General features: G+C 42.1%; 22 protein-coding genes. 13 read left to right on the top strand and 9 right to left on the bottom strand.

All coding sequences use genetic code 11. From position 1 onward, the window contains the following. The first annotated feature begins 556 nt into the window (after positions 1–556). The 7 genes from FTU16_RS09570 to FTU16_RS09540 all read left to right on the top strand — a co-directional run bounded on the left by FTU16_RS09570 (position 557) and on the right by FTU16_RS09540 (position 5708). Positions 557–1513 (top strand): VacJ family lipoprotein, encoded by a 957-nt coding sequence (locus tag FTU16_RS09570; protein WP_180163143.1) that lies wholly within the window; start codon positions 557–559, stop codon positions 1511–1513. A 98-nt stretch (positions 1514–1611) separates the two neighbouring features. Beyond that, positions 1612–2580, top strand: a complete 969-nt coding sequence (gigA, locus tag FTU16_RS09565) for an RsbU family protein phosphatase GigA (RefSeq protein ID WP_078192616.1) — start codon at positions 1612–1614, stop codon at positions 2578–2580. Positions 2581–2692: 112 nt separating this feature from the next. Continuing rightward, positions 2693–3211, top strand: coding sequence for an anti-anti-sigma factor GigB (gene gigB / locus FTU16_RS09560; RefSeq protein WP_078189558.1), 519 nt, complete (start codon positions 2693–2695; stop codon positions 3209–3211). A gap of 32 nt (positions 3212–3243) precedes the next feature. Next, positions 3244–4068 (top strand): carbon-nitrogen hydrolase family protein, encoded by an 825-nt coding sequence (locus tag FTU16_RS09555; RefSeq protein WP_180011795.1) that lies wholly within the window; start codon positions 3244–3246, stop codon positions 4066–4068. A 95-nt stretch (positions 4069–4163) separates the two neighbouring features. After that, positions 4164–4589 (top strand): organic hydroperoxide resistance protein, encoded by a 426-nt coding sequence (locus tag FTU16_RS09550; RefSeq protein ID WP_078189560.1) that lies wholly within the window; start codon positions 4164–4166, stop codon positions 4587–4589. A 202-nt stretch (positions 4590–4791) separates the two neighbouring features. Then, positions 4792–5184, top strand: a complete 393-nt coding sequence (locus FTU16_RS09545) for a DUF4951 domain-containing protein (RefSeq protein WP_180163147.1) — start codon at positions 4792–4794, stop codon at positions 5182–5184. A 173-nt stretch (positions 5185–5357) separates the two neighbouring features. Next, positions 5358–5708 carry a hypothetical protein gene (locus FTU16_RS09540; RefSeq protein WP_180163142.1) on the top strand — a complete coding sequence of 117 codons (351 nt, stop codon included), beginning with the start codon at positions 5358–5360 and terminating at the stop codon, positions 5706–5708. 56 nt (positions 5709–5764) lie between these two features. On the opposite strand, the gene gspE is transcribed toward FTU16_RS09540, so the two are convergent. Continuing rightward, the gene (gspE, locus tag FTU16_RS09535; RefSeq protein ID WP_180163141.1) at positions 5765–7252 is read right to left on the bottom strand and encodes a type II secretion system ATPase GspE; all 1488 of its coding nucleotides are present in this window, start codon (positions 7250–7252) and stop codon (positions 5765–5767) included. Between the two features lie 100 nt (positions 7253–7352). Here gspE and FTU16_RS09530 point away from each other — a divergent pair, with 100 nt between their 5' ends. Together FTU16_RS09530 and FTU16_RS09525 are read left to right on the top strand one after the other, a co-directional pair. After that, entirely contained in the window at positions 7353–8174 is an 822-nt protein-coding gene (locus tag FTU16_RS09530; RefSeq protein WP_111884712.1) for a hypothetical protein, read from the top strand. Between the two features lie 9 nt (positions 8175–8183). Next, positions 8184–9107 carry a mechanosensitive ion channel family protein gene (locus tag FTU16_RS09525; RefSeq protein WP_180005042.1) on the top strand — a complete coding sequence of 308 codons (924 nt, stop codon included), beginning with the start codon at positions 8184–8186 and terminating at the stop codon, positions 9105–9107. 122 nt (positions 9108–9229) lie between these two features. Here FTU16_RS09525 and FTU16_RS09520 read toward each other — a convergent pair whose 3' ends face one another. After that, positions 9230–12016, bottom strand: a complete 2787-nt coding sequence (locus tag FTU16_RS09520; protein WP_180163146.1) for a DUF2339 domain-containing protein — start codon at positions 12014–12016, stop codon at positions 9230–9232. A gap of 163 nt (positions 12017–12179) precedes the next feature. On the opposite strand from FTU16_RS09520, the gene polA reads away from it, so the two are divergent. After that, positions 12180–14945 (top strand): DNA polymerase I, encoded by a 2766-nt coding sequence (polA, locus tag FTU16_RS09515; protein ID WP_180163140.1) that lies wholly within the window; start codon positions 12180–12182, stop codon positions 14943–14945. 160 nt (positions 14946–15105) lie between these two features. Here polA and FTU16_RS09510 read toward each other — a convergent pair whose 3' ends face one another. The 5 genes from FTU16_RS09510 to ppx are packed head-to-tail and all read right to left on the bottom strand — an operon-like array spanning position 15106 to position 20215. Further along, complete coding sequence (locus FTU16_RS09510; RefSeq protein WP_078189567.1) at positions 15106–15669, bottom strand: YggT family protein; 564 nt, start codon at positions 15667–15669, stop codon at positions 15106–15108. Positions 15670–15696: 27 nt separating this feature from the next. Further along, the gene (proC, locus tag FTU16_RS09505; protein ID WP_168378486.1) at positions 15697–16527 is read right to left on the bottom strand and encodes a pyrroline-5-carboxylate reductase; all 831 of its coding nucleotides are present in this window, start codon (positions 16525–16527) and stop codon (positions 15697–15699) included. After that, complete coding sequence (gene tilS, locus FTU16_RS09500) at positions 16524–17900, bottom strand: tRNA lysidine(34) synthetase TilS (RefSeq protein ID WP_180163139.1); 1377 nt, start codon at positions 17898–17900, stop codon at positions 16524–16526. The genes proC and tilS overlap by 4 nt, the downstream gene beginning before the upstream one ends. Next, positions 17837–18661 carry an acetyl-CoA carboxylase carboxyltransferase subunit alpha gene (locus FTU16_RS09495; RefSeq protein ID WP_078189570.1) on the bottom strand — a complete coding sequence of 275 codons (825 nt, stop codon included), beginning with the start codon at positions 18659–18661 and terminating at the stop codon, positions 17837–17839. The genes tilS and FTU16_RS09495 overlap by 64 nt, the downstream gene beginning before the upstream one ends. Before the next feature lie 33 nt (positions 18662–18694). Beyond that, positions 18695–20215 carry an exopolyphosphatase gene (ppx, locus tag FTU16_RS09490; RefSeq protein ID WP_078192628.1) on the bottom strand — a complete coding sequence of 507 codons (1521 nt, stop codon included), beginning with the start codon at positions 20213–20215 and terminating at the stop codon, positions 18695–18697. A gap of 266 nt (positions 20216–20481) precedes the next feature. Between ppx and trxA the strand changes: the two genes are divergently transcribed. The 3 genes from trxA (at position 20482) to FTU16_RS09475 (ending at position 23064) form a co-directional block, all read left to right on the top strand. Continuing rightward, positions 20482–20808 (top strand): thioredoxin, encoded by a 327-nt coding sequence (gene trxA, locus FTU16_RS09485; RefSeq protein ID WP_078192629.1) that lies wholly within the window; start codon positions 20482–20484, stop codon positions 20806–20808. 323 nt (positions 20809–21131) lie between these two features. Continuing rightward, a complete protein-coding gene (gene rho / locus FTU16_RS09480) occupies positions 21132–22400 on the top strand; it encodes a transcription termination factor Rho (RefSeq protein WP_067731074.1) in 1269 nt (422 codons plus the stop codon). Between the two features lie 412 nt (positions 22401–22812). Continuing rightward, on the top strand, positions 22813–23064 hold the full coding sequence (locus FTU16_RS09475; protein WP_180005038.1) for a hypothetical protein: 252 nt from the start codon (positions 22813–22815) through the stop codon (positions 23062–23064). A gap of 293 nt (positions 23065–23357) precedes the next feature. Here FTU16_RS09475 and FTU16_RS09470 read toward each other — a convergent pair whose 3' ends face one another. Beyond that, a complete protein-coding gene (locus FTU16_RS09470) occupies positions 23358–23654 on the bottom strand; it encodes an integration host factor subunit alpha (RefSeq protein WP_004649746.1) in 297 nt (98 codons plus the stop codon). Then, positions 23651–26032, bottom strand: a complete 2382-nt coding sequence (gene pheT / locus FTU16_RS09465; protein WP_180163138.1) for a phenylalanine--tRNA ligase subunit beta — start codon at positions 26030–26032, stop codon at positions 23651–23653. Before pheT ends, FTU16_RS09470 begins: the two co-directional genes overlap by 4 nt. Positions 26033–26159 lie beyond the last annotated feature (127 nt).

Here is a 26159-nt window from a genome sequence, read left to right as displayed (position 1 = left end):
AAACTCTTCAGTTTAAAATCAATAGTACATATAGTGTACCAATCTTGGCTCATCAATTACTGACAAAAATTTGCTCAAATAAACTTCGAGTAATTTCTACCATCAATCAATGAAAATAATTTCGATCAATCAATCAGTAAAAATCCACACAAGTTGTTCTTCATAATCTCTTAATGATCTTCTTGTTGGTTCGTCACCAGCAAGCTAGGTCGGCTATATTACTCTTTATTTCTAAAGAGTCAACCAGTAATTCAAATTATTTTTAAACTTATCAAATAAAACCCAACTTAATCAATTCAACCAAGTCATTGTTTTATCAGAATCAGAAGTTTTAATCTTCATCACCACCGATGGATGTGCATTCTACAGCATTTCACATCCGTTGCAACACCTTTTTTAAAATAATTATTTTGAGCGCACATTTTTCACTCAAATTACATTTTTTCATTCATATTTTGATCAAATTTGGTTTAATAGTAATAAATCAGGATTATTTGAACGTTTTTACTTATTATACGGCAAACATTTTGCCGTGCTAAAAGCGTCAGGACTATATATGCGCCAAACTTCTTTTTTATATGCAGGATTATTGTCATTTGTCGTAACAACACCTGTATTTGCAAATGACGAGTCTTCAGCACCTGTTGCTCAAGACTCAGAAGCTGCCAATAAATCAAAAACACAACAACTTGCGCATGCGGCGAGGGTCAAGTCATCTGAAGTTGCAAAAAAATTATCTGTAAATGCAAATGCAGCACAATCAGAAGAAGATAAAGACCCTTTCCAACCGATCAACCGGAAAGTTTACGCATTTAATGATTATTTAGATGTCCACATTGCCCGCCCTGCTGCTGTGCAATATGTAGCAAAAACTCCAAAGGATATTCGTGAATCTTATCGTTTATTCCGTAAAAATTTGGGCGAACCTTGGAATGCATTTAACCAACTCATCCAAGGACGACCGACACGTGCCGCAAAAAGTCTGGGGCGTTTTACTGTTAATACACTGACAACTTTAGGCTTTGCTGACCCTGCAAGCCGTCTAGGTCTAGAAACAGAAGATGAAAACTTTGGCGCGACTTTAGGATATTACGGTATTCCTTCTGGTCCTTATATTGTTCTACCAGTGCTTGGTCCAAGCACATTGCGCCAAACCGTCGGTCTAGCTGTAGATAGTCAAGGACGTCCACAGAAATATATGCTTGATGGTCATGATGTGGCGTATTGGTCTGAGCAAACTTTACGTGGAATCGATACTCGCGCTCAATTACTGGATATCGAAGGTGTATTGCAAGGCGATAAATACGCTCAAATTCGTGACATCTATTTGCAACGCCTGAACTATTCTATTGCCGAGAAAAAAGGTATTGCTGAAGAAAACTTATTTATTGATGAAGAAGATGACGATATTGATGAATCTGAAGATAATTCAACAGATGTTTCAACTGATGATTCTACCGATTTCATTGATGATAGCAGTTCAGATGATACCGACACGGTAACAACTGAATAAATAAAATTTTTCAATTGGCTGGTGTGGTTTTTCCCTCCAGCCATCATTAGCTTGCTATAGTACACTTATTGTCTATCGAAGGATTCATCTAATTCTTTATGTATTTCATTCAACCTACTCGTGATATTCCATATTTAGATCAGGTACTTGATGCGCTTCCTAGCGTACAAATGATTAACATTGAAGATCTAGACTTGTATGATCCAACGATCATTGCAATTGCTGATGTTGCCGACTTTTTAAATCACCAATGGACACTTCCTACCATTGTGCTCGCTTTTGAGCATGAGGGCGCTGCATTGGCTCAAGCGTGGCAACAAGGTGCTTTAGCAGGATGGGTGTGGGACCATATTCCAACCAACCTTCAGGTGGCACTCACTAAAATTGATGCGCAATACAAACGCAATCAAGACAGCCGTGATCTCCCTTCTGCTGCAGATTTGCAAAAACGTTTACTGCCCAACCCGATTGAACTCCACAACTATAAAATTGAAACATTCTTCCAGCCTTCAGCCTATTTATCCGGTGATTGGTACGATTACTGGAAAATCAGCGATAAAGAAATCATGTTTTATCTTGCAGATGTATCTGGTCATGGGGTGACGAGTAGTTTACTGACCTCTTGGATGGCTGCTTTCCACGGTCGTTCAAAAACCCCGAGAGAACTCATCAAAAAGCTCAATGGCATGTTGGTTCAAGAAAATATTGAAAAGCACATTACCATGATTGCGGGGATACTCAATCTCGATACGCATGTCTTGAAATGGTCTAGTGCAGGCCATTATCCGCCGGCCATTTTATTTGAACCCGGTCTTCCCGCACGAATTTTAAATACCAGCAGCTTCCCACTCGGCTTAACTGAAGATCTAGAAGTTGAAGAGTTTGAATTTACCTTAAATCGTTATTCTCGCTTTGTAATTTGCTCGGATGGCGCACTTGAACCTTTTGACGGTGGATTGAATGAACAGCTAGGTCAATTGGTTTATCACTTGCAAAATCAATCATTTCAAGCACCAGACCATGTTGCTGATGATATTGCCATCCTAAGTTTACGTCGAATCAATTAATCACGAAATCAATCACTTAAACCGAATACGACTTTCTGATCATACTCGGCTACTTGAGTAAGCTGTGCCCCTATGGGATAATTTACTATCCTTCTCTGCAAATGGCATTTATATGTCAACAGGTCATGTTGAATATGCAAGCTTGAACGGAACGCATATTTTTAAGCTTATTGGCGAAGTGCGTGCCCAATCTTGTATTAGTCTAGACAAGTTATTAAACAAAATTGAACAGCAACAAAATGTCGTCGGTGCAATCGTTGATTTAACCCAAACGACATTTATCGATAGTACTGTCCTTGGCATTTTGGCTAAACTGGGTTTGAAGCTCAAACAAGTTCACCATATCCAAGCGGTAATGTTGTCTACAAACTCTGATATCACAACGCTTGCCAATAGCATGGGTTTAGGTCAGGTGTTTGTTATTTTGAATTATTGTGGTGATCCAAGTGTATGCACTCGCGCACTTATGGAAGAACACATTACCCATAGCAATATGCTGAATACGGTTTTAGATGCACACAAAACGCTGATGAAACTAAATGATAGCAACCAAAATATGTTTGAGCCTTTGGTCAAACAACTGCAAAAAGAGCAGGACAATCTAGAGCAACCCAAGCAGCAAAATGTCTAATTTAGGTTAATCACAGCAGAGACCCTCTTCGCATGACTTTACTTTCCGTTGCACAAATGAATTCTCAAAATGACATTGAAGATAACTTCAAAGTGATCGAATCATTGATGCAACAAAGTCAGGCTCAAGGTGCGAGTCTCATTGTATTTCCTGAAAATTTTGTCTGCTTTGCCGCAGGTAAACAACGTGAAACCGCGGCGCAATTTGAAAGTATTCAGCAGCGACTAGAACAACTCGCACATCGTTATCAACTTTGGATTGTTGCGGGCACACTCCCATGCCCTTATCGTCCAGATGGTTCAATCATTCAAGATGGCCGTGTCCGTACTGTCAGCCTGTGTATCAGCCCTGAACGTACCGAAGCACGTTATGACAAAATTCATTTATTTGATGTGCAAGTTGGTGACGCTGTCGGTGGCTATCAAGAATCAAAATTCTTTGAACCTGGTACTGAAACCGTAGTTGCAACAACACCTTTTGGCAATATTGGCCTGATGGTGTGCTACGACTTGCGCTTTCCTGAACTGGCTTTGAAACTTCGTAGCCAAGGTGCAAACATTTTAACGGCGCCTGCAGCTTTTACTTATACCACGGGTGAAATGCACTGGCAGTTGTTACTGCAAGCTCGTGCCATGGATAGCCAATGTGCTGTACTGGGTGCCGCACAACAAGGTTGGCATGGTGAAAAGCGTCAAACTTGGGGGCATGCTGGAGCAAGCAACAGCCGCGGTCAAATTTTAGCAATCACCGCAGAAGAAGGCGCTCAACTACTCACGGTTCCTTTTGACTTAGACGAACAGCAACAGATTCGCGCATCTATGCCACTGATGCAGCACCGTGTTTTGGTTCAATATTGATTTTTACCCTGTATAAAATTACAAAAAAACTGAATATTATTTAAGCAAAATCCCCCACGATATGATTTTGAACCATCATCTGAGGGATTAGAATAATGACTTTAGAAAAAGCAGTTTATACAGCCCATGCAAAAGCCACTGGTGGTCGTGATGGTCGTGCTACGACGTCCGATGGTCATTTAGATGTTCAATTGGCTGTGCCGAAAATTATGGGGGGTACAGGTAATGGTACGAATCCTGAACAACTCTTCGCCGCTGGTTATTCAGCCTGTTTTTTAGGTGCAATGAAATTTGTGTCAAACCGAGATAAAATTTCGATCGCCCCTGCTGCCTACGTCGAGGGTGATGTGGGTATCGGCCCTATTCCAACAGGATTTGGTATCGAAGTGACGCTTAATATTCATCTTGAAGGTATGGATGCAAGCGAGGCACAGAAATTGGTCGATGCCGCACATATTGTTTGCCCCTATTCAAATGCGACCCGAAACAATATTAATGTCACTTTAAATGTTTTGACTTAAATCCATTTGTACCTATCTATACAAAGCACTGTTTTAATTCCTTATAAAATAGTGCTTTGAACTTTTTTGACTTCTACAAATCTACAGCTGAGCTCAAAATAAACCTTATCCATTTCCAATACATTTAAATATTAATATTCAGTTGCCAAAACCTTGCTAAAATATATAACGATTCTTATTTACATTCATTTGTTGATCTATGATGCTTAAACCTCTCCTTATCAGTACGTTGCTACTCAGCGCATCCACACTCAGTTTTGCCGAATTAACCCTGTCTGAAAAAGTCCATCCTCAAATTAAATCCTTGGTCAATCCAGATATTCAACGTCTTGCGCTACCGCCAACACCGAACAACATGTCTTTACCTGCCTATGGTCAAGGCATCATTGGTTGGGGTACAGGCTCAGAAGGTGCTGCAGCGCGCCTAGCCAATATCACCAAAGCCGACGTTGAAAAGCTTAAAACTCAAGATGTCACTTTAGAGATGGTTCAAACTTGGCAAAAGTTTTATGAAAATGAAACGCAGCGCAATGCAGGTAACCCAACCGCGCCTATTCGTGCTGAATTGATGAAGAAAGTTGTCAGCTTGTGGTAAGTGAAAGACTGTACAGCCCATATTTTTGGGCTGTTTTTAGTTCAAATTAGAAATAAAAAATCATGAGACATTCGATAGAAAGATTAATGAATAAAATTAAAAAATGTTTAATATTCAAACTATAATTAACTATACATCCATAAAAAAATTAAAATCATTTTCAGGACTTTACAATGAAAACATACTTTTCGATGCTTTTTCTAAGCTTGGCCTTAACCGCATGTAGCCAAACACCTGCGCCTGATTTTTCAGGGGAATGGAAACAAACACCTGACACGGAGAGCCTTCGCAAACTTTCAATCAGCAAACAAGGCGATGACTATCAAATTAAAGACGAATTTTGGCTCGATAAAAATAATACTGAGCGCATTTCTAGTGCTTCATCCGGTATGGCCGAAGTGAATAATGATGTTTTGAAATATAAAGAGAGCAATAGCATTGAAATGAAACTCAGTGATGCAACTCACCTCACTCTGACAGATAAAGCATACGATGCTGTTATTCATTTTGAAAAGATTAACTAAAGCAAAGCCCCGAGTCCTTGCACAGGCTTCGGGGCTTTTTTTATAATTCACACCGACTATTCAGCCGCTTCATTGGTTACACGTAAAACCTCTTCTATCGTGGTTTTACCTGCCAAAACTTTACGCAATCCATCATCACGAATTGAACCCGCATTTGCACGTACATGATTTTCTAACTCAAACTCAGCAGCATTACCATGGATGAGGCGACGTGTTTGCTCATCAATCGGGACGATTTCATAAATTGCGGTACGCCCTGTAAATCCAGTATGCGAGCATTGTTCACAGCCTTTAGGTTGAGGCAATTTTAATTCAGCCGATGCATCGAGATGCCTAAATAAGTCTTTTTCAAAATCATCGGCATCATGCCAAGTCGCACAATTACGGCACAAGGTTCGAACCAAACGCTGTGCCACAACACCGATCAGTGAGCTTGAAAGTAGAAAGGGTTCAATCCCCATGTCTTTAAGACGGGTCACAGCACCAATTGCTGTATTGGTATGCAGCGTTGAAAGTACCAAGTGGCCTGTTAATGACGCTTGTACTGCAATTTCAGCAGTTTCTAAATCACGAATCTCCCCGACCATCACCACATCTGGGTCTTGGCGGAGCATGGCTTTTAATGCACGAGCAAAGGTCATATCCACTTTGGTATTGACCTGTGTCTGCCCGATCCCTTCAAGTTGATATTCAATTGGATCTTCAGCGGTCAAAATATTTTTTGAGCCATCATTTAGATCAGACAATGCCGCATATAAGGTCGTGGTTTTACCTGAACCAGTCGGCCCTGTAACCAAAATAATGCCATGCGGACGATGCACCAGTTGTTTCAGTCGATCATAGTCATGTTGCATCAAGCCCAAATGGGTCATATTTAAACGCCCAGCTTGCTTATCGAGTAAACGCATCACCACACGCTCACCATACGAAGACGGTAAGGTTGATACACGAACATCGACTTCACGGCCCGCCAAACGCAGAGAAATACGACCATCTTGTGGAATTCGCTTTTCCGCAATATCGAGTTTGGCCATGACTTTGATACGTGACACCAACAATGGCGCAAGTTCACGACGAGGCTGGACAATTTCACGTAATTGACCATCAACACGTAAGCGGACAGACAGCTTTTTTTCAAAAGATTCGATATGAATATCTGAAGCTCCAACACGAATTGCTTCCGACAATAAAGCATTGATTAAGCGTACAATCGGCGCATCATCTTCCTGATCCATCAAATCTTCAGCTTCTGGCACAGAGTCCGCAAGGCTAAGTAAATCAGGATGATCTTCCAGACCCGCTGCCACTTGTTGAGACTCACCGGTGTCTCCGGCAAAGCTTGCACTGAGTAATTGATTAAACTCTTGCTCACTACATAATTGATATTGTGCAGGATGCCCTAAATAGCGACGTGCTTCCTGTAAAGCCAACAGTGGCGTGCTGTCACGACGTACAATAAAAGCTTGATCACCCTCATATCGAAGCAATACGCCATGACGTTTGGCAAAACTATATGGTATTTGTAATTGTTTAAGTACTTGCATCACGCATTATAATGATGAAAAAAGTTGTTTTGAGTGTACTCTAAGCATCTGACAGCGTGAAGTCTGTTTTTAGGATTTATCAGGACAAGGGATATACGCATTGCCATTAGAAAATGATTTGACTGAAAAGGAATCCCCAAAACGTAAATGGTGGGGGGAATATCAATTTGAACTGAATCACCCGCGCAGTTGGCAGTTTGGGTCTTTATTGTTTCGTGTGACGCGCGGCATGCAAGAGTGGCGTATGGAATATCATCGCCCGACCTTTCAGTTTGACTATGAGCAGCAATGGCATCCGATACAAGACCCCGAATTTGGTTTTCCACAACCCATTAAAATGGAACGTTATATGTTCCGCCAGACGCATGACAAAATTCAAATCATGCCACGTTTGGCAGATCGGTCTGTGGTGATTAAACCGGTCGATCCAATTTATATTCCAGCCGGACAGCGCGGAACGCTATATATCAGCACACCGCTTTGGATTGCTGGTTTTGTCGAAGGTCTTAGAGAACCTTTGTTTGATATACCTGTGATTCTACCAAAAGATACCTGGTTTGGTCCGAACCATCGAATGGGTGAAATTTGCTATGCCACAGCAGTGGATGGTCGTACAGAACTTAAACAACTCAAACCTCGTGCTTTTCGTGCAGTAACCCCTATTGAGTTTCATAACGTGAGTAATCAACAGATTCGCTTTGACCGTATGAATGTCCCTGTACCGGCTTTGCCATTATTTTATAGTGAAAGTACAGGACGTTTATGGACTTCACAAATTCGGGTCGTGCATGAAGGTCATGACAAACCGCCGCGGGTCAAAATTGAAAACCGTACACCACCACAAGCGGGTGACGTTGTTTATCTACATCCGCCACGCGAGTCAGCCAATGTGCTGTTCAATATGTTCGATTCATTTTTCTAAGGGCGAGCCATGGCAGATTTAAATATTTCGACAGAAATCACCAGCAGCCTAAAAGGAATGGTCGCCAATCTCAATACCGATCGGCTGACAGAATTATTGGTGGCTGTTTTATTGGCAGTCATCGGCTTTCTGATTGCCCGTTTTATATCGAATACCTTTATTCGTACTGTGGGTATGCGTTTCAATGCCCATCAGCAGTTGGTTTGGCGTCGCGGGATTTTCTATTTCATCTTTTTAATCTTTGTAATGGCAAGTTTAAAAGAAGCCGGCTTTAAACTCAGCGTCTTCTTGGGTGCAGCGGGTATTTTAACGGTCGCACTGGGTTTTGCCTCGCAAACGTCCGCATCCAACCTGATCAGCGGGATGTTCTTGATCGGTGAAGGGTCTTTTGAGGTTGGTGATACCATTCAATTGACACTGATTCGCGGGCATACCATTGAAGGTGAAGTAATCTCGATTGATTTACTGTCGGTCAAATTACTCACGCAGGACAATGTCTATGTCCGTTTGCCGAATGAACAACTGATTCGGGCACCTGTACATAACCTGTCTAAGTTTCCAATACGGCGAATTCCAATTACCCTTGCAATTAACTTTCATGAAGACATCATCAAAGTCCGTGAAGTTTTATTAGATGCCGTTAGTAAATATCCATTGGTCTTGGCCGATCCTAAACCTGCCGTGACCGTCACTGCCTTTCGTGAATCTTCCATTGAGCTGCTTTTTGCTATTTGGTGTCAAAGAGAGAATTTCCTGAAAGTCCGTGATGAAATGCAGGAACGGATTCGAAATGCTTTTGTCGAAAATAAAATTGAAATTCCTGTACCGAAAATGGGTTTTGTTGACCACCCGCTTTCTACACAAGCAAGCGATGCTGACGTCGATCAATATGCCAATACACAAGAAATCCAACGAGAGCCTCAACTCAAATAATGGTCTATCGACTTGATATGAAAGGCCCTGCATATCTTCAAATGTGCAGGGTTTGTTTTATCATGTACTTTTATAGCCATCGACCTGTACAGCTTAGTGATCTCGTACCTTTAAGAATTTCATCATGGTTCAACCTTGTCATTCGGCATGGGTGCAATATAGGCAATCAAAAGCATGGCAAAACCTGCCGCCATAAATGAAATCACTCGCATGAGTGTGCCGACATGAGATAAATCCAGCAAGACCAGTTTCAAAGTGACCAAGACCAAAATACTGCCGCCGAGCAGCCAAACTGAACGTAATTGGCGCTGAGTGGCAAAGCGCATACTCACCAAAGCCAATAACACCCACAGCACAGTAAAACTCAGTTGAACGGTCGCATCGCTCCAAATGTCTAAACTGTTATAAGGCGTATCCAGATACCTATGTAAGGCACGAAGCACGACATAGCTACTTAACCAAAGTAGCCCAAGGACACTCAACACGGCAGCCAAGCTACGATCTAAACCAGCTTTTAACTGTTGATTCAACATCCATAAAAAAGCCGCTAACAACAGCAAACTCACTGCATCAAAAGGATTCAGTATCGGCAAGATATATCCCACAAAGGCCTGCTGACTAAATAATTGCGAACTGATGATCCAACTTAAAGCCAAAAACAAACTGCTACGCGCTTGCCAAAACATTTTCCAGACCGGTTGCTGCGCTTGCCAATAACACCATGCACAAAATATCAGCGGCAAAATTACCACACTGATATACGGCATACTGGGTATCAGCGTCAGACTGGTCCACGCCAAGCTACTCAAAATTCCGAGACTGACCCATTCTTTTTCTTCACGCACACCGAGTAATGGTCGTAGCCAAAGCAGCGTCAAGCTCAGCCCAGCGAATGCAAAATAAATCTGCTCCATCGTTGAATGCCAAATTAACTGACCATTCTCACTCACTGAAATAACTTGGTACAGCCCCCTCACATAAACAGGCACTAGACCCGTCCACTTAATGATGGACCAACTCCACGAAGCTTTTCGTTTTAACAAGCCTTCATTCACCACCAGATAAGCCACACTAACGATCAATAGACTCAAGGCCAATTGATGGCTAGTCTGCAGCCAATCTAAGAGCAACATGATGAACATAGTAGTTGCTGAGAGCATTTGCACACATTGAAAGGCAATACTCGAACTTGAAAGCTGTTTATGAAATGCAGGAACAGCATGCGTCACGATAATGGCCGCCAAATAGCTCAAACACACGCCCCAATACATCTGTGCAGGGAAATGTGGCAGTTGAACCAAATAATACAGACTTGAACAACCCGCCATCACCAAGAGCGCCATGCCTAAATAACGGCTGATATTGGACTGCTTGTATAAGGCATATATAAATATCAACGCACCTTCAACTGCCCAACCGACCACACTCCACTGCTCTTTCAATACTATCGGTGGAATCAATGCCAAGAAAATTAAGGTCAAACTCAAATAACTTTGTGCAATCAGTGGAATCACAGCACTACGTTTACTGATGCTATACAGTACGGCAAAAAGCGCTGCGAATAACAGGCTATACCCCGCCTGCCATACCGTTTCCTCAAAATACATCAAATACAATGCCAGATAAGCAAGCACTGGTGCAGCAAATATCAGTGCAATATCCAAGGCAGGTTTAAGCTGAAAATGCGCAAGATCCTGTTTCGCCAATAACTGGCTAAAACGAAAACCGAGCCAGATAAAAATCGCAGCGTGGGCTAAAACCAGCACGCTCATCATCTGACGTTCGGTGGTGTATCCGTGGTAAAAAGCATATCCTCCACCCATAATCACCGTCATCAAAAAAGCGATTTGATTCAGATATTTCCACGGTCTTAAAGTACTCATGACTGCAACAGCAATATTAATCACAAGATAATAGGCAATAAATTCCGTTGCAGTTGCATCACGAACAGGCAAGGTAAATGGCGCAAGATAGGCGATCAGCATTGCCATAATTGCCAGTTCTACCGACTGTTGTTTCAAACTGAGCCAAATCGTCAATGCCATAAGTGCAGCATATAGTAGACAAGCTATGCCAAAGCCCGGAATGACGGCATTGTAATAGGCAAAAAATAAAGTCAAAAACAGCGCTGCAAGACCTAGACCTTCTAGAGCCAAGGCAAAACTGCGGTTTTTGGTTTGCAGCCAAAAACCCAGTCCGACAACACCAATACTGCTTAAACTCACGATCAGCAGTTTCATGGCCAAGCTTAGTTGCCAATGCTCTGTGGCAAATCTAAGTAAGAGCACCACGCCAATCACCAAGACCAGTACCGCCACTTTTAACACGGGATTGCCTTGGAAAAGCCATTGCTGAATTTGACTAGATAGATTTAGCGCAGACTTGGATGGTGTATTAGAAAGCGTTGAATTGAATGTTGCCTGATGTCTAACTGTACCAATTGCCGTCTCGGGATGTACAGATGGTGTATCATCAGAATCAAAATTTTCAGGACGATCTATTGTCGACGCTGATATTGAAGTAGCTGCATGAATCGATTGCGAGTGAAGCGCACGTCCTTGCAATAGATGCAGCTGACGTTCTAATCGTTTCAGCCAGCGCAGAAAAAAATAAACCCACAGGCCAATCCCGATCGCAACCAAATATCCTAATTCTGTTAACAGTCCAACGACCGTTAATAACGATGCAATATATAACGGAACCTTTGATGTCACTTGAAATGGTTGTTTTGATGAGCTCAGTGCATCAGCGCCGTGCTGTAAATCATCGACATAATTCATCACACTGAGCATAAAACCGATGCCACTGATATAACTCAGGATTCGGACATCTAAATACCAAGCCCCGATCCCTACCAAGATCAGCGTCATCAACCAAATCATCTTGAGTTCATTATTCTGTTTCAGCATACCTGCTTCGTCATTTTCCTGAATGTTTTGATGATACATGAGCCTGACGGATGGATTAAAACTATTCATCAGTGATTCGGTAAGTTACATATACAATCTAGACTCAGCGTACGGGCAAAAAATCACGTACAATAAAACCGTTTTTAGGATTAGGAAATTATCAATGCCACCATTTGTCTTGGTCGATGGCTCATACTTTTTATTTCGTGCTTACCATGCACTGCCACCATTAACCACTTCAACCGGTTTGCATACCAATGCAATCCGAGGTGCCATTTCTGCCATCCAAAAATTAATGCGTCGCATCCAACCAACGCACATGGCCGTTATTTTCGATACACCTGAACCAACCTTCCGTCATGAATTGTCCCCGATTTATAAAGGTGACCGTCCAAGCATGCCTGAAGAATTATCACAACAAATTCCATATCTTCATGCATTAATTCGTGCTCTAGGGATTCCGCTGCATATGTTGCCGGGTGCTGAAGCCGATGACATTATCGGAACTTTAGCCAAACGCGCTGAAGCAGCCGGTCATCAAGTTTTAATTTCCACCGGTGACAAGGACATGGCACAGCTCGTTACTGAGCGTGTCACTTTAGAAGACAGCTTCAAAGACAAACCGATGGACGTTCAAGGTGTTTTTGAAAAATTTGGGGTGTGGCCGAATCAAATCATTGACTACCTCACGCTGATGGGCGATGCCTCTGATGGTATCCGTGGTGTACCCGGTGTTGGCGCAAAAACGGCAGCGAAACTTTTAACCGAGTACGGCTCGATTGGCGGCATTTTAGAAAATGTCGACAGTATTAAAGGTAAAGTCGGTCAAAACATTAAAGACAATATCGAAGGGATTGCTCTTGATCACCAACTGGCGAGTATTGTTTGTGACCTCGACATGGGTCTTAAATACGAAGATTTGAAACTTGCCGATCCAAATATTCCAGCACTGCGTGATTTATATACGGAACTAGAATTCCGTAACCAACTGCAGTCTTTAGATCATCCGAACAACCCCAATGGCGCAACCTACAAACAAGCAGCCAAAGCCATTAACACCACGGCGACTGTAGCCAATGCACCTGAAGTGGAAGATCAAGCGGACAAAACCAGTGTTGATGACTTACTTGGTGAAGCACGTTATCACACGGTATTGACTCAAGAAGATTGGGATGTGTTATTTAAACGTCTAAGCACTGAAAAGCGTTTTGCCTTTGATACTGAAACCACTAGCCTCGATTACCGCGTGGCACAGATTGTGGGTTTCTCAGTAGCTTTAGATGCACAGGATGCCTATTACGTGCCGCTTGCGCATGATTATGAAGGTGCGCCGCAACAACTTGATCGCGACACGATCCTGAATCAACTCAAACCTTTACTTGAAAATAATGACGTACAAAAAATTGGTCATCATCTCAAATATGATGCACATGTCTTAGAAAATCATGGCATTCATTTAGCAGGTTGGTATTTCGATACCATGTTGGCCTCTTATGTCCTTAACTCTGTGGCTACACGTCATGGGATGGATGACGTCGCACGTTTGTATTTAAGTCATCTCACAACGACGTTCGAACAAGTGGCGGGCAAAGGTGCAAAACAAAAAACCTTTAACCAAATTGAGCTTGAAACGGCAGCCCATTATGCCGCAGAAGATGCCCATGTGACCTATCGTCTATATGAAGTACTCGATAAGAAGTTACAAGCTCACCCGGAGCTGATCAATATTTTGCACAATATTGAAATGCCTGTTGCTCGTGTTCTAACCTCTATGGAAGAAAACGGCATTGAATTGGATATGAACTTCCTCGACCAACTCGGTGTGGAATTTGCCAATACCATTCAAAATTTAGAAACAGAAATTACCGATCTTGCGGGTCAAAGCTTCAATGTCAGCTCACCAAAACAAGTTGGTGAGATTCTGTTTGATAAATTAGGTTTAAAAGGCGGTAAGAAGACCTCTACAGGTCAGTACAGTACCAGTGAAAGTGTCTTAGAAAAAATCGACCACCCGATTACCGACTTAATTTTGGAATATCGTGGTCTCTCTAAACTCAAAAGCACCTATACCGATGGTCTGTTAAAGCAAGTGAATAATGACACACATCGTGTGCATACCAGTTATCACCAAGCGTTAACAGCTACAGGTCGTTTATCATCCACAGATCCCAACTTACAAAACATTCCTGTCCGTGAAGATATTGGACGTCAAATCCGTAAAGCCTTTATTGCACCTGAAGGTCGCATTTTACTGGCAGCCGATTACTCGCAAATCGAATTACGTTTAATGGCGCACTTCTCGCAAGATCATGCCTTGGTCGATGCCTTCAATCATGGACAAGACGTACATAAACGGACTGCGGCAGAAGTTTTGGGTATTCCACTCGACGAAGTGACTAGCAACCAACGTCGTCAAGCCAAAGCGGTGAACTTCGGTCTGCTCTATGGCATGTCAGAATTCGGTTTGATTCGTCAGTTGGGTTTCACTCGTGAAGAGTCGCGTAACTATATTGGTAAATACTTCCAACGCTACCCTGGTGTTTTGGAATATATGGAACGTACTCGCCAAGTTGCACGTGAACAAGGTTTTGTGGAAACCATTTTAGGTCGTCGTCTGTATACACCAGACATTATGGCGAGCAACAAAATGGTGAAACAAGGCGCTGAACGTGCAGCGATCAATGCACCACTACAAGGTTCTGCGGCAGATATTATTAAATTGGCTATGATTGCAGTCGATAAAATCTTACCAAAAGATCAAGCCAAAATGTTACTGCAAGTACACGATGAATTGGTATTTGAAGTTGATGCTGCAATTGCCGATGAACTCTCTGCCCAACTGGCTGAAGTCATGCAGTCTGTGTTGAAAATTTCCGTTCCACTGATTGTGGAAGTCGGTCAAGGTAATAACTGGGACGAAGCACACTAATTCATTCACGCTCATTCACGCCTTTCTCCCTCTAGGAGGAAGGTTGGATGGAGGTGAGATATTGCTACTAAATAAGAAATTTCTTGTTTTAGACCTCAATTTAAATCCACAAAAAAGGACGCCTCGGCGTCCTTTTTTATTCAACTCGTCTTAGCTCAGATTAAAGACCAGTCAATAATGCAATTGCGACTTGCTTCATAATGGTTTCCGCAACCAACAATGCCAAAATCGCAAAAATTGGCGACAAGTCAATCATCCCCATATTTGGAAGAATACGACGGAATGGTGCAAGTAGCGGTTCTGCCAATTCTTGAACCACTTCAATATAAGGCGAACGTGACTGACTAAACATCACGACCCAACTCAAAATAATCGATGCAAAAATTAAGTAACGACAGAAACGGATTAAATCCTGAATCATGGTCACAAAGGTCATAATGATCAGATGGAATGGACTATTCACTGCCACGCCAGACAAATACATCAAACCAAACATTTTTAACAAATACAGAATCACCACCAACACCAATGCTGCGGTATTCACTCGACCTTTGGCCAAAGTTGGGAAAATTCGGCTAAAGATATCGACAATTTTTGTTGCTTTTGCTGTTGCCAAAACCACAGGGTTATATGGACTCACGGCAGCAAGCTGCATTAAAAAACGGAAAAATACGAGCAAAATTGCAACGTTAATAATGATTCCAAAAATTTGAGCAGAGCCCATACTTGAACTTTCCTAAATCAAATCGAATTATTTGGTGCTTTCGCTTAACTCTTGTGCCAACTCTTGGCTACGCTTTTGCGCTGCGGCTAAAGCGGCCTGAATATTTTGTGAAATTTGAGCACGATCAAATACTTCAATCGCGGCTTGTGTTGTACCGTTTGGAGAGGTTACATTTTTACGTAACTCCGCAGGACTGTTAGCACTGGTAATTGCCATTTGTGCGGCACCTAATGCAGTTTGCAAGGTTAGTGCTGTAGCCACTTTTTCATCCAAGCCCATGTTTTTACCTGCACGGATCATACTTTCCATCATATAGAAAAAGTATGCAGGACCTGAGCCAGAAACTGCTGTTACCGCATCAATTTGCGCTTCTGAGTTTACCCAAAGTGTTAAACCCGTTGAAGCCAAAACTTGACTTGCAAGATCACGATCTTCAGCCGAAACCGCTTCACCTGCATATAAACCATGCGCACCGGTTTGAACTAAAGCCGGTGTATTTGGCATGACACGAACAATACGCTCCGTGCCTAATAATTTTGAAATTGTTGCAATTTCTGCACCTGCAACAATTGAAATCACCAACTTCCCTTCTAGCAAACCTTGTAATGGTGCCAAAACTTTTGCCAACACCTGAGGTTTAACTGCAAAAAGAACAATGTCAGCATCTCGAATTGCTGCAACATTATCATCCGTCACATGCAAATCTTTTTCAGCCAAAAGCTCACGTACTTTTTCTACGGGATCTGAAACTGTAATACGTGTAGTCGGGACACCACGTGCAATCAGGCCACCAATTAAAGCCTGTGCCATGTTGCCGCCACCAATGAAACTGATATTACAATTTAGAATTGCGCTCATGATTGAAGATCCGATATTGCAGATTTAGCGTTAAGAGATAATGTTGGTTGCCAGCCAGCTTGAGTACAAAATTCAGACTGCGCCAACCAAAAGCCCTGAGGCGTAAAGACGCCTAGCATAACATTATCTCGGCTTAATATTTGAATAGTATGACGCTGCCATGGAAAAATTTGCGCCTGCTGAATGGCTTTTTTCAACGGCCAACTTCCGACACGACCATATAAATGAATTTTTTCGCCGCCAAGGCGTGGGCGAATCTGCAGTTGCTGCCCCAATAATTCAGGTGATAAGCCAAGCTCTGAGGGTTGAATCACAAAATGGCCTGTAGGCAACTTGAGGGACTGACCTGCAACACAAGTTATAACCTCAACCTCTTGAATGGGGTCAGTTTGAAGATAATCCGCTTTGGCAATCCGATGAAGTTGCTGTTGAAAGCGCAGATAATAAAACCCATTCCAGTGTAATGCCGCTTGCGAGTCTTCGCGTGAGCCAATCACTTCTGAAAATAAACGCTGTACCATTTCAAAACTTGGACGATATTGCCCCTCACCTTTCATCCAGTGCGATAACAACTGACGCTGACGTGCCTGACTGAGCTGTTGTAAAGCAGCCAAAGATAACATTTGCGATGAACCACAGGCCGCTAAATCTTGCTGCAACACCTCATATAAAATTTCATCAGCATCTTGCATCAAATAACTGGTTCGACTCAAGGCTTGCTGCATTTTAGGAAATCGATCGCTGAGTAACGGCCACAAAATCTCACGACTCCACGCACGGTCATAGTCGGTATCAAAATTGGTGAGGTCTTGAATATTTTGCACATGCAGCTGTGCTGCCCATTGGCAAATTTGCTCACGTGAAAGATCTAATAGCGGACGCCATAATGTAAAATCTTCACGCACATCGAATTTTTTCATGGCAGCAAGGCCATGGACACCGGCACCTGAAAGTAGCCGCAACATCAGTGTCTCAGCTTGATCTTGCTGATGATGCGCGAGTACCAATATTTCATCTGCTTGTAAATGTTCGACAAAGGCTTGATAGCGGGCTGAGCGGGCTTGATTTTCAAGGTTACCTTGCGCAACCTGAACTTTTTGTATGATGAATGGAAGATTCAGCGCTGCACACTGAGCGCGTACAAACTCGCCCCAAGCATGACTACACGCTTGTAGTTGGTGATCAATATAAATCACCCGTATTTTTTCAGGGCACAAAAACGACATAAGATGCAGCAGCAACATGGAATCCATGCCACCACTACATCCTATTAAAAATCGGCTTTGTTCAGGCAGCGCCTGAATTTGACTTAAGCAGTCAGCCCTAAATTGTCGCTGCCAAACTTCATTAAACGCTGATAACGCGCTTCGCATCGTTCGTTTGCATCCATTGGTTGCAGTTCTTCTAGAGCTTGCTTCAAGACCACTTTCAAATCCTGCATGACTTTTTCAGGGTTTAAATGTGCCCCTTCCGCTTCGTCCACCACGTATTCCACAATGCCCATCTTCTGCAATTTATCTGCCGTCAATGCCAATGCTTCACTTGCTTGTTCTGCTTTCTCTGCAGTTTTCCACAAAATAGATGCACAGCCTTCAGGTGAAATCACTGAATAAATACTGTGAGATAGCATAATCACACGGTCAGCTACGCCGATACCGAGCGCACCACCCGAACCGCCTTCACCCAATACCGTTGCCACTACAGGCACTTTAAGTGAAGAAAGCTGAGCCAAACTGGTTGCAATCGCTTCAGCCTGACCACGTTCTTCTGCACCCACGCCTGGGTATGCACCCATGGTATCAATAAAGGTAAAGACAGGCAGATTAAAACGCTCCGCCATATCCAATAAACGCTGTGCTTTACGGTAACCTTCAGGGTTACTCATACCAAAATTATGCTGTAATTTTTCACGTGTACTACGACCACGGTGCTGACCTACGATCATCACAGGCTGACCATCTAAACGAGCCAAACCACCAATCATCGCGCCGTCATCACCAAATAGGCGGTCACCGTGCAAAGCATCGAACTCTGTAAAAATTTCGCCAACATAATCCAAAAACTGCGGACGTTCAGGATGACGTGCGATCTGAACCGTAGTCCAGGCTTTAGATTGAGCTGCTTTATTTTTCATAGGTCGATCATTATCCCTAACTTAACTGGTCTGTTAATTGATAAATTGTTCCGACTGGATATTCAGTTCAATATCCCAATGCTTAAATTGCACCTGCTCATCATGCAAGTCTGCAACCAACAAAGGCCACTGTTTGGCATCACCAGAAACACTAAGTTGCCATTGTTGCGCATTGTCCACGCTTAATTCAATGGCAGGAAGCATCTCATCGCTGCGACTATGATTTAATAAAACTGCTAAACGAAGCAATAGACATAAGTAAACAAGTTTGTTACCACCGACTTTCATCACATCAATGCGCGCGTCACTACGTAACTTACGACGATGATGCGCCACTAAATGTGACAAATGGTTTTGATCAATTTGTGAGAAACCCGGAATATCCGAATGTTGCAGTAAATAAGCACCATGACGATGGTAACCACTATGACTGATCGCTAAGCCAATTTCATGCAAATACGCTGCACGACGCAGTAAATCACTGTCATCACTGGTCAAATTCAGTGCGGTCGCCACACCATTAAACAGTTGTTGAGCGGTATTTACCACACGTTCAGCTTGTTTCATATCTGCGTTGTAGCGACCCATCAACGCATGTACAGAACGATCTCGAACATCTTCATGTTGGAAACGTCCCAATAGGTCGTACATCACGCCTTCACGTAACGCGCCATCAGAATAAACCAATTTATCGATATTCAGCACATCAAAGACTGCATACAAAATGGCAATGCCGGCTGGCAAAACTGCTCGACGGTCTTCTTTTAGACCATCAAATTCCATTTCATTGACATGCTTATATTTAAGCAATTTATCTTTGAGTTTAAATAGACCGTCACGTGTCAGTTCTTCCTGATCGTTGCTCCAGCCCATATTGACACAAATCTGACGACACGCTTTGATCGTACCGCTTGAACCGACAACAGTATCCCAGCCCGCAGCTTTATAAGTGTTAGCAATGCCTGCAATTTCCTTGCGAGCAGCATTTACCGCTTTATCAAAACTTTTCAGGTTAATTTCACCATCGGCAAAAAACGCTTTGGTAAAAGCGACACAGCCCATTTGCACGGATTCAGTATGAATCGGTTCAAACTCTTCACCAATAATCAGCTCTGTAGAACCCCCACCAATATCAATCACTAGACGACGACCACTGTTTGCCATGGTATGTGAAACTCCCAAATAAATGAGACGGGCTTCTTCACGACCAGCAATGATTTCAATTGGTTTTGGTAAAATTTCAGCGGCTTTTTGAATAAATTCATGACCATTTTTTGCTTGGCGCAAGGCATTGGTCGCCACAATACGTAAACGGTTGGCTTGGACAGGATTTAAACGCCCTACAAAACGTGCTAGGCAGGCTAATCCTCGTTGCTGTGCGGCTTCAGTCAAATTTTTATTTTCGTCTAGACCTGCGGCAAGCTGTACTTTTTCTGACATTGATGCAACTTTTTTCACTTCACCATGGTCTACGCGTGCGATAGCCAAGTGGAAGCTGTTCGATCCCATATCGATAGCAGCAAGTAATTCTTCATCAATCAAAAAATCAGACATTATTCAAAAAAACCTGTTCAGAATTGTGCTTAGATTAATTCACATACATGCAATTTAAAAGCCATTTATGAGTAGTTCGGGCGGAACTTATCGATTTTTTATCTGAAGCAATGATAGTCATACACGATCATCGGCATCGTGATCATCCATTAGACAAACTCGCCATTCAGGTCGAAAATTTACATAACCCCCTACATTGTTATAGTTGGCTATGTAATACTTATAAACATAGAGTCAACTTAAAAATTAATTCCGGAGCAAAATCCATGTCTGGCAATATCGTAAATACAACTGATGAAAACTTCCAAGCCGATGTACTAGAGTCTGATACTCCTGTACTTGTAGATTTCTGGGCAGGTTGGTGTGCTCCTTGTAAAGCCATTGCACCTGTACTTGAAGTACTTTCAACTGAGTTTGAAGGCAAAGTTAAAATCGTTAAAGTAGACGTAACTTCTTGCGAACAAACAGCTGTAAACTACAACATCCGTAACATTCCTGCATTATTAATGTTTAAAAACGGCGAAGTTGTAGCAACCCAAGTCGGTGCCGCACCAAAATCTAAATTGACAGCTTTCATCGAAGAAAACATCTAATATTTTTTCGATAAAAACACTCGAAAATACGCTGTTTTACACAGCGTATTTTTTTGGTTGATAAATTGACAAATGCTGTGTTCTCTCTTATATTGTTTACTCAAGAAATTAAGGATCTCAAATCCTCTCATTTTCTTACAACACAACACATAAAATGCCGCTCGGCAACAGAATTGTTTTTCACATCTCTCTTCATATAACGAATCAGATCTCTGAATTGTTTTGTGCAAACCAATTGCTATCGTTTCTTGCATGATCGCGGCACATTTGTTGCTCCCTTTTCCAACCTGTACCTCAGAATTTTAGATTCTATCTGACCACCTATGAACTTAACCGAACTCAAGAAAAAACCGATTGGCGAACTCATCAAGATTGCCGAGTTTATGGGCCTCGAAGGAATGGCTCGTAACCGTAAGCAAGATATTATTTTTGCCATCTTAAAGCGCCACGCAATGAACGGCGAAGAGATTTTTGGTGATGGCGTTCTAGAAATTCTGTCGGACGGCTTTGGTTTCTTACGCTCTGCAGCGGGTTCTTACCTAGCCGGCCCTGACGATATCTATGTGAGCCCATCACAAATCCGTCGCTTCAACCTTCGTACTGGTGACACTATTACAGGTACGATTCGTCCACCTAAAGAAGGCGAACGTTACTTTGCATTATTAAAAGTTAATCAAATTAACTACGACACACCAGAAAACTCACGTAATAAGATTCTTTTCGAGAACTTAACACCTTTATTTCCAACCGAACAATTGGTGATGGAATTGGGTAATGGTACAACTGAAGACTTAACTGCGCGTGTAGTTGACTTGGTTGCTCCGATTGGTAAAGGTCAACGTTCTATTATCGTTGCACCGCCAAAAGCGGGTAAAACCATGTTGTTACAAAACATCGCACAGTCGATTGTTCGTAACAATCCAGAATGTTTCTTGATTGTCCTTCTAATTGACGAACGTCCTGAAGAAGTAACAGAAATGGAACGCACAGTTCGTGGTGAAGTGGTTGCATCTACATTTGATGAATCACCAGCTCGTCACGTACAAGTTGCAGAGATGGTGATTGAAAAAGCTAAACGTCTTGTTGAACACAAAAAAGATGTAGTGATTTTGCTTGACTCAATTACTCGTTTAGCACGTGCTTACAACACCGTAATCCCTTCATCTGGTAAAGTTCTTACTGGTGGTGTGGATGCCCATGCTTTAGAACGTCCAAAACGTTTCTTCGGTGCAGCACGTAATATTGAAGAAGGTGGTTCACTGACAATTATCTCAACTGCGTTGATTGAAACTGGTAGTAAGATGGATGAAGTGATCTACGAAGAATTCAAAGGTACAGGTAACCAAGAAATTACCCTAGACCGTCGTATTGCTGAAAAACGTGTGTTCCCTGCGATGAACATCAAAAAATCAGGTACACGTCGTGAAGAGCGCCTAATGTCTGAAGATAACCTCCGTAAAGTTTGGATTTTACGTAAATTGCTTCATACACAAGACGAACTTGCAGCGATGGAATTCTTGCTTGATCGTATGAAAGAAACCAAAACCAATGATGATTTCTTTGATCAAATGAAACGTAAAGCATCCAACTAAGTTGAATGTTTGACTGAAAAGGCCATCTATAACGATGGCCTTTTTATTTGGTTGACTTTAGTTACACAAAGAAACATTTGATGGATTTCCATGTAAACTTATTTTCAAGTTGATGATTATAAAAAATATATTTTAAAAAACCCTATTCTTTTTAGTGGTTTATTTGCTATTTCCCCAATATAAATCTTTCTCTTAATTGTTATTTTCTGTTAAAAAATGGTCGTTTTTCACCTATTTTTCACGGTTTTTTCAAAGTCGCTAGTAGCATTTCAAAATACTCAGTGATAGCATACACGCAGACCAGTTAGACTGCTCTATGCATTTTTAATACCTATTCAAATTAGGCATAATAAAAGCACACAACAGACTAACGCAGGTTATTTTTTAATCTCATATTTTAGAGAGTGATGCCATGTTATTCAAAAAAATCGCTATTGCTGCTGCAGTTGCTACTACTTTAGCTTTCGTTGGTTGTGCTAAAAAAACTGAAGAAGCTGCTCCTGCTGCTGCATCTGAAGCTGCTGCTTCTGAAGTAGTTGCTGCGTCTGACGCTGCTGCTGTTGAAGCTACTGCTGCTGCATCTGAAGCTACTGCTGCTGCTTCTGAAGCTACTGCTGCTGCTTCTGAAGCTACTACTGCTGCTTCTGAAGCTGCTGCTCAATAATCTAACCGATTATTCAGCACAAAAAGAGAGCCCTTTGGCTCTCTTTTTTATTGCCTCAAACTTTAAACCTTAGTTCATAAAAAATAGCTAATATTCAAAATACTAAACCCATGCTTATTGAAAAATAAAAACTGAAGATTTAGCTCAAAGAAAGCCACAATCAATCTTTACGACAACTCAACTCAACTCAACTCAACTATATCGTCTCACCTTAAATCGAATATTCTTCAACATGACTTGTGCGATAGATGATGAACACTGCGCCTCCTAAATCAAAGGCAAAAAAAAGCAGATCAATCGATCTGCTCATTTCCAACACGTTGACGGAATTTTTGTCCCGCACGGAAGGTCACTACACGACGGGCAGAAATCGGAATTTCTTCACCCGTTTTCGGGTTACGGCCTGGGCGTTGACGTTTATCACGCAACTCGAAGTTACCGAAACCAGAGAGTTTAACTTGTTCCCCAGAGATTAGCGCTTGGCTAATCTCATCGAAGAATAACTCGACCATTTGTTTTGCTTCACGACGGTTTAAACTCGTGAGCTCACTTAAATGATCAGCCATTTCTGCTTTTGTTAATGCTGTCATGAAGCCCTCAATGTCGCCTGGTAAGTGTTTTCCAACACCTGAAGTATGTTATCCATACCGGTTTTGATTTCAGCATCTTCTAATGTACGTGTTGGATGTTGCCATTGAATTGCAAATGCCAATGAGCGCTTGCCTTCTTCGACACCTTGACCAGTGTACACATCGAACAACCAAACTGCGTCTAAAAGTTCACCGCCTGTTTTTTCGATAAGTTGCTGAATTTCACTAACATTAATCTTATCACTAATTAAAAGCGCAATATCACGTCGAACCGACGGAAAACGTGATAATTCTGTAAAATTAGATACATAAGTTTGCAAAACAGCCAATTGATCCAATTCAGCTACCCAAGTAGTCGCCAAATCCAACTCATCTTCTAAAGATGGGTGTAAACGACCGAAGTAACCAATTGATTGACCATTGACTAAGATTTCAGCAGATTGGCCTGGATGCAACCACGTACGTTCTGAACGTACATATTCAACATTTAAACGTGCAGAATTTAAAATCTCTTCTACATCGCCTTTAAAGTCAAAGAAATCCATAGGCTGTGCTTTACCATGCCAAGATTCAGTCGTACGCGAACCTGTTGCAACTAGTGCAAAGGTTGGGATCTGTTTGAGATCATGAATGCTGTTCGCACCTTGATAATCAAAACGTAGACCAAGCTCATAGAAACGCACACGGTTTTGCTGACGGTTCACGTTGTATTGCACACATGGGATCAAACTTGATAATAAGGTTGAACGCATCACTGCAAGGTCGCTAGAAATCGGGTTTGCAAGCGCTAGTGGTTGAACCTGTGGATTCAATTGTTTCTCTAGTTTCGCATCAGCAAAGCTAAAGCTAATTGCTTCTTGATAACCCAAAGCCACTGCAGTTTGACGTAACTGAACCAATTCAAATTGGTCTTGGTATTTCGCCAGTTTGACATCAATCACCGGCAAGCTGATTTGAATATTGTCGTAACCGTGAATACGTGCAACTTCTTCGATGAGGTCTTGATAAATTGCCATGTCAAAACGGTGTGATGGTGGTACAACTGTCCACTCACCTTCTGCTTTCACAGTGACATTACAACCCAAACGCGTTAAAGCATCGATAATAAATGCAGATTCAACTTTATAACCGAGCAGTTGATCGACTTGCGCTTGGTTCAGTTCAATGGCTTCACGTTTTGGTAATAATTCAACTTTTTCAGCAACAGTAATTGGACCAAACTCACCACCAGCTAAATCAGCAATAAGCTGAGAAGCACGATGCATTGCAGTCATCGGCAATTCAAAGTCTACACCGCGTTCATAACGCTGAGATGCATCGGTATGCAAACCAAAACTACGTGCACGACCTGCGATATAGAGTTGATCAAAGAACGCCGACTCAAGGAAAATTTCAGTGGTATCGTCAGAAACGGCTGAACTTAGACCGCCCATGATCCCTGCAATCGCCAAGGCTTTTTGATCATCCGCAATCACCATCACGTTTTCAGATAATTTAACTTCTTGTTCATTCAACAACGTTAACTTTTCTGCTGCTGTTGCTTGGCGTACACGAACTGCCCCTTCAACTTTACCGCCATCGAATGCATGTAAAGGTTGACCCAATTCCATTAAAACGTAGTTGGTAATATCGACCAAAATACTGTGCTGACGAATGCCTGCACGAGCTAATGCACGCTCCATCCACTCAGGAGTTGGTGCTTTGGTATTGACGTTTTTGATCACTCGACCTAAGTAACGTGGGCAACCATCAGTTTCAACAACAACTTTCTTCTCATCAGTAATTGTTGCAGCAACTTCTTTAATTTCAGGGGCAGTCACAGGGAGTTGATTAATCACACCAATTTCACGTGCAATACCACGAATACTGAAGCAGTCACCACGGTTTGGCGTGATGCTGATATCAATCACATTGTCATCAAGATCTAAATATTCACGCACATTTACACCAACAGGTGCATCGGCAGGAAGCTCTAATAGACCGTCGATTTTATCTTCAAGATCAATTTCAGACGCACCGCACAGCATGCCTTGTGATTCAACACCACGAAGCTTGCCTTTTTTAATTTTGAAATCGCCCGGAAGTACTGCACCAATGGTTGCTACAGGAGCTTTCATCCCTGCACGTACGTTTGGAGCTCCACAAACGATTTGTAACGGCTCGCCTGAACCGATGTTTACAGTAGTGACACGTAAACGGTCAGCATCGGGATGTTGAACCACTGTTAAAACTTCACCGACTACTACACCAGTAAATGGTTTTGCAGCAGGAGATAAATCATCAACTTCTAAACCTAACATGGTCAGTTGGTCAGAAAGTGTATCGCTATCAATGGCTGGGTTAACCCATGTACGCAACCAATTTTCGCTAATTTTCATTTATAAAAACCTATATATCTAAATTCTTAATCCCCCTCTAACTCCCTCCTCATTTAAAAGGGAGAACTCCTCTACTTCTAATTGATTTCGAGAAGTCCCTCTCCTTTTATAAAGGAGAGGTAGGAAA

The organism is Acinetobacter sp. YH12069 (assembly GCF_013419675.1).
In the GTDB taxonomy this organism is placed as follows: Bacteria; Pseudomonadota; Gammaproteobacteria; order Pseudomonadales; family Moraxellaceae; genus Acinetobacter; species Acinetobacter amyesii.
This window is presented reverse-complemented; position numbering and strand designations above follow the sequence as displayed.

What these genes read in the sequence shown, in the direction of transcription:
- FTU16_RS09520 (WP_180163146.1), bottom strand. Translation starts at nt 12,016, where the DNA reads ATGCTGAAACAGAATAATGAACTCAAGATGATTTGGTTGATGACGCTG.
- FTU16_RS09550 (WP_078189560.1), top strand. Translation starts at nt 4,164, where the DNA reads ATGACTTTAGAAAAAGCAGTTTATACAGCCCATGCAAAAGCCACTGGT.
- FTU16_RS09555 (WP_180011795.1), top strand. Translation starts at nt 3,244, where the DNA reads ATGACTTTACTTTCCGTTGCACAAATGAATTCTCAAAATGACATTGAA.
- gigA (WP_078192616.1), top strand. Translation starts at nt 1,612, where the DNA reads ATGTATTTCATTCAACCTACTCGTGATATTCCATATTTAGATCAGGTA.
- FTU16_RS09540 (WP_180163142.1), top strand. Translation starts at nt 5,358, where the DNA reads ATGAAAACATACTTTTCGATGCTTTTTCTAAGCTTGGCCTTAACCGCA.
- FTU16_RS09545 (WP_180163147.1), top strand. Translation starts at nt 4,792, where the DNA reads ATGCTTAAACCTCTCCTTATCAGTACGTTGCTACTCAGCGCATCCACA.
- FTU16_RS09475 (WP_180005038.1), top strand. Translation starts at nt 22,813, where the DNA reads ATGTTATTCAAAAAAATCGCTATTGCTGCTGCAGTTGCTACTACTTTA.
- FTU16_RS09470 (WP_004649746.1), bottom strand. Translation starts at nt 23,654, where the DNA reads ATGACAGCATTAACAAAAGCAGAAATGGCTGATCATTTAAGTGAGCTC.
- gigB (WP_078189558.1), top strand. Translation starts at nt 2,693, where the DNA reads ATGTCAACAGGTCATGTTGAATATGCAAGCTTGAACGGAACGCATATT.
- pheT (WP_180163138.1), bottom strand. Translation starts at nt 26,032, where the DNA reads ATGAAAATTAGCGAAAATTGGTTGCGTACATGGGTTAACCCAGCCATT.
- gspE (WP_180163141.1), bottom strand. Translation starts at nt 7,252, where the DNA reads ATGCAAGTACTTAAACAATTACAAATACCATATAGTTTTGCCAAACGT.
- polA (WP_180163140.1), top strand. Translation starts at nt 12,180, where the DNA reads ATGCCACCATTTGTCTTGGTCGATGGCTCATACTTTTTATTTCGTGCT.
- FTU16_RS09510 (WP_078189567.1), bottom strand. Translation starts at nt 15,669, where the DNA reads ATGGGCTCTGCTCAAATTTTTGGAATCATTATTAACGTTGCAATTTTG.
- ppx (WP_078192628.1), bottom strand. Translation starts at nt 20,215, where the DNA reads ATGTCTGATTTTTTGATTGATGAAGAATTACTTGCTGCTATCGATATG.
- trxA (WP_078192629.1), top strand. Translation starts at nt 20,482, where the DNA reads ATGTCTGGCAATATCGTAAATACAACTGATGAAAACTTCCAAGCCGAT.
- proC (WP_168378486.1), bottom strand. Translation starts at nt 16,527, where the DNA reads ATGAGCGCAATTCTAAATTGTAATATCAGTTTCATTGGTGGCGGCAAC.
- FTU16_RS09570 (WP_180163143.1), top strand. Translation starts at nt 557, where the DNA reads ATGCGCCAAACTTCTTTTTTATATGCAGGATTATTGTCATTTGTCGTA.
- FTU16_RS09495 (WP_078189570.1), bottom strand. Translation starts at nt 18,661, where the DNA reads ATGAAAAATAAAGCAGCTCAATCTAAAGCCTGGACTACGGTTCAGATC.
- FTU16_RS09525 (WP_180005042.1), top strand. Translation starts at nt 8,184, where the DNA reads ATGGCAGATTTAAATATTTCGACAGAAATCACCAGCAGCCTAAAAGGA.
- rho (WP_067731074.1), top strand. Translation starts at nt 21,132, where the DNA reads ATGAACTTAACCGAACTCAAGAAAAAACCGATTGGCGAACTCATCAAG.
- tilS (WP_180163139.1), bottom strand. Translation starts at nt 17,900, where the DNA reads ATGCGAAGCGCGTTATCAGCGTTTAATGAAGTTTGGCAGCGACAATTT.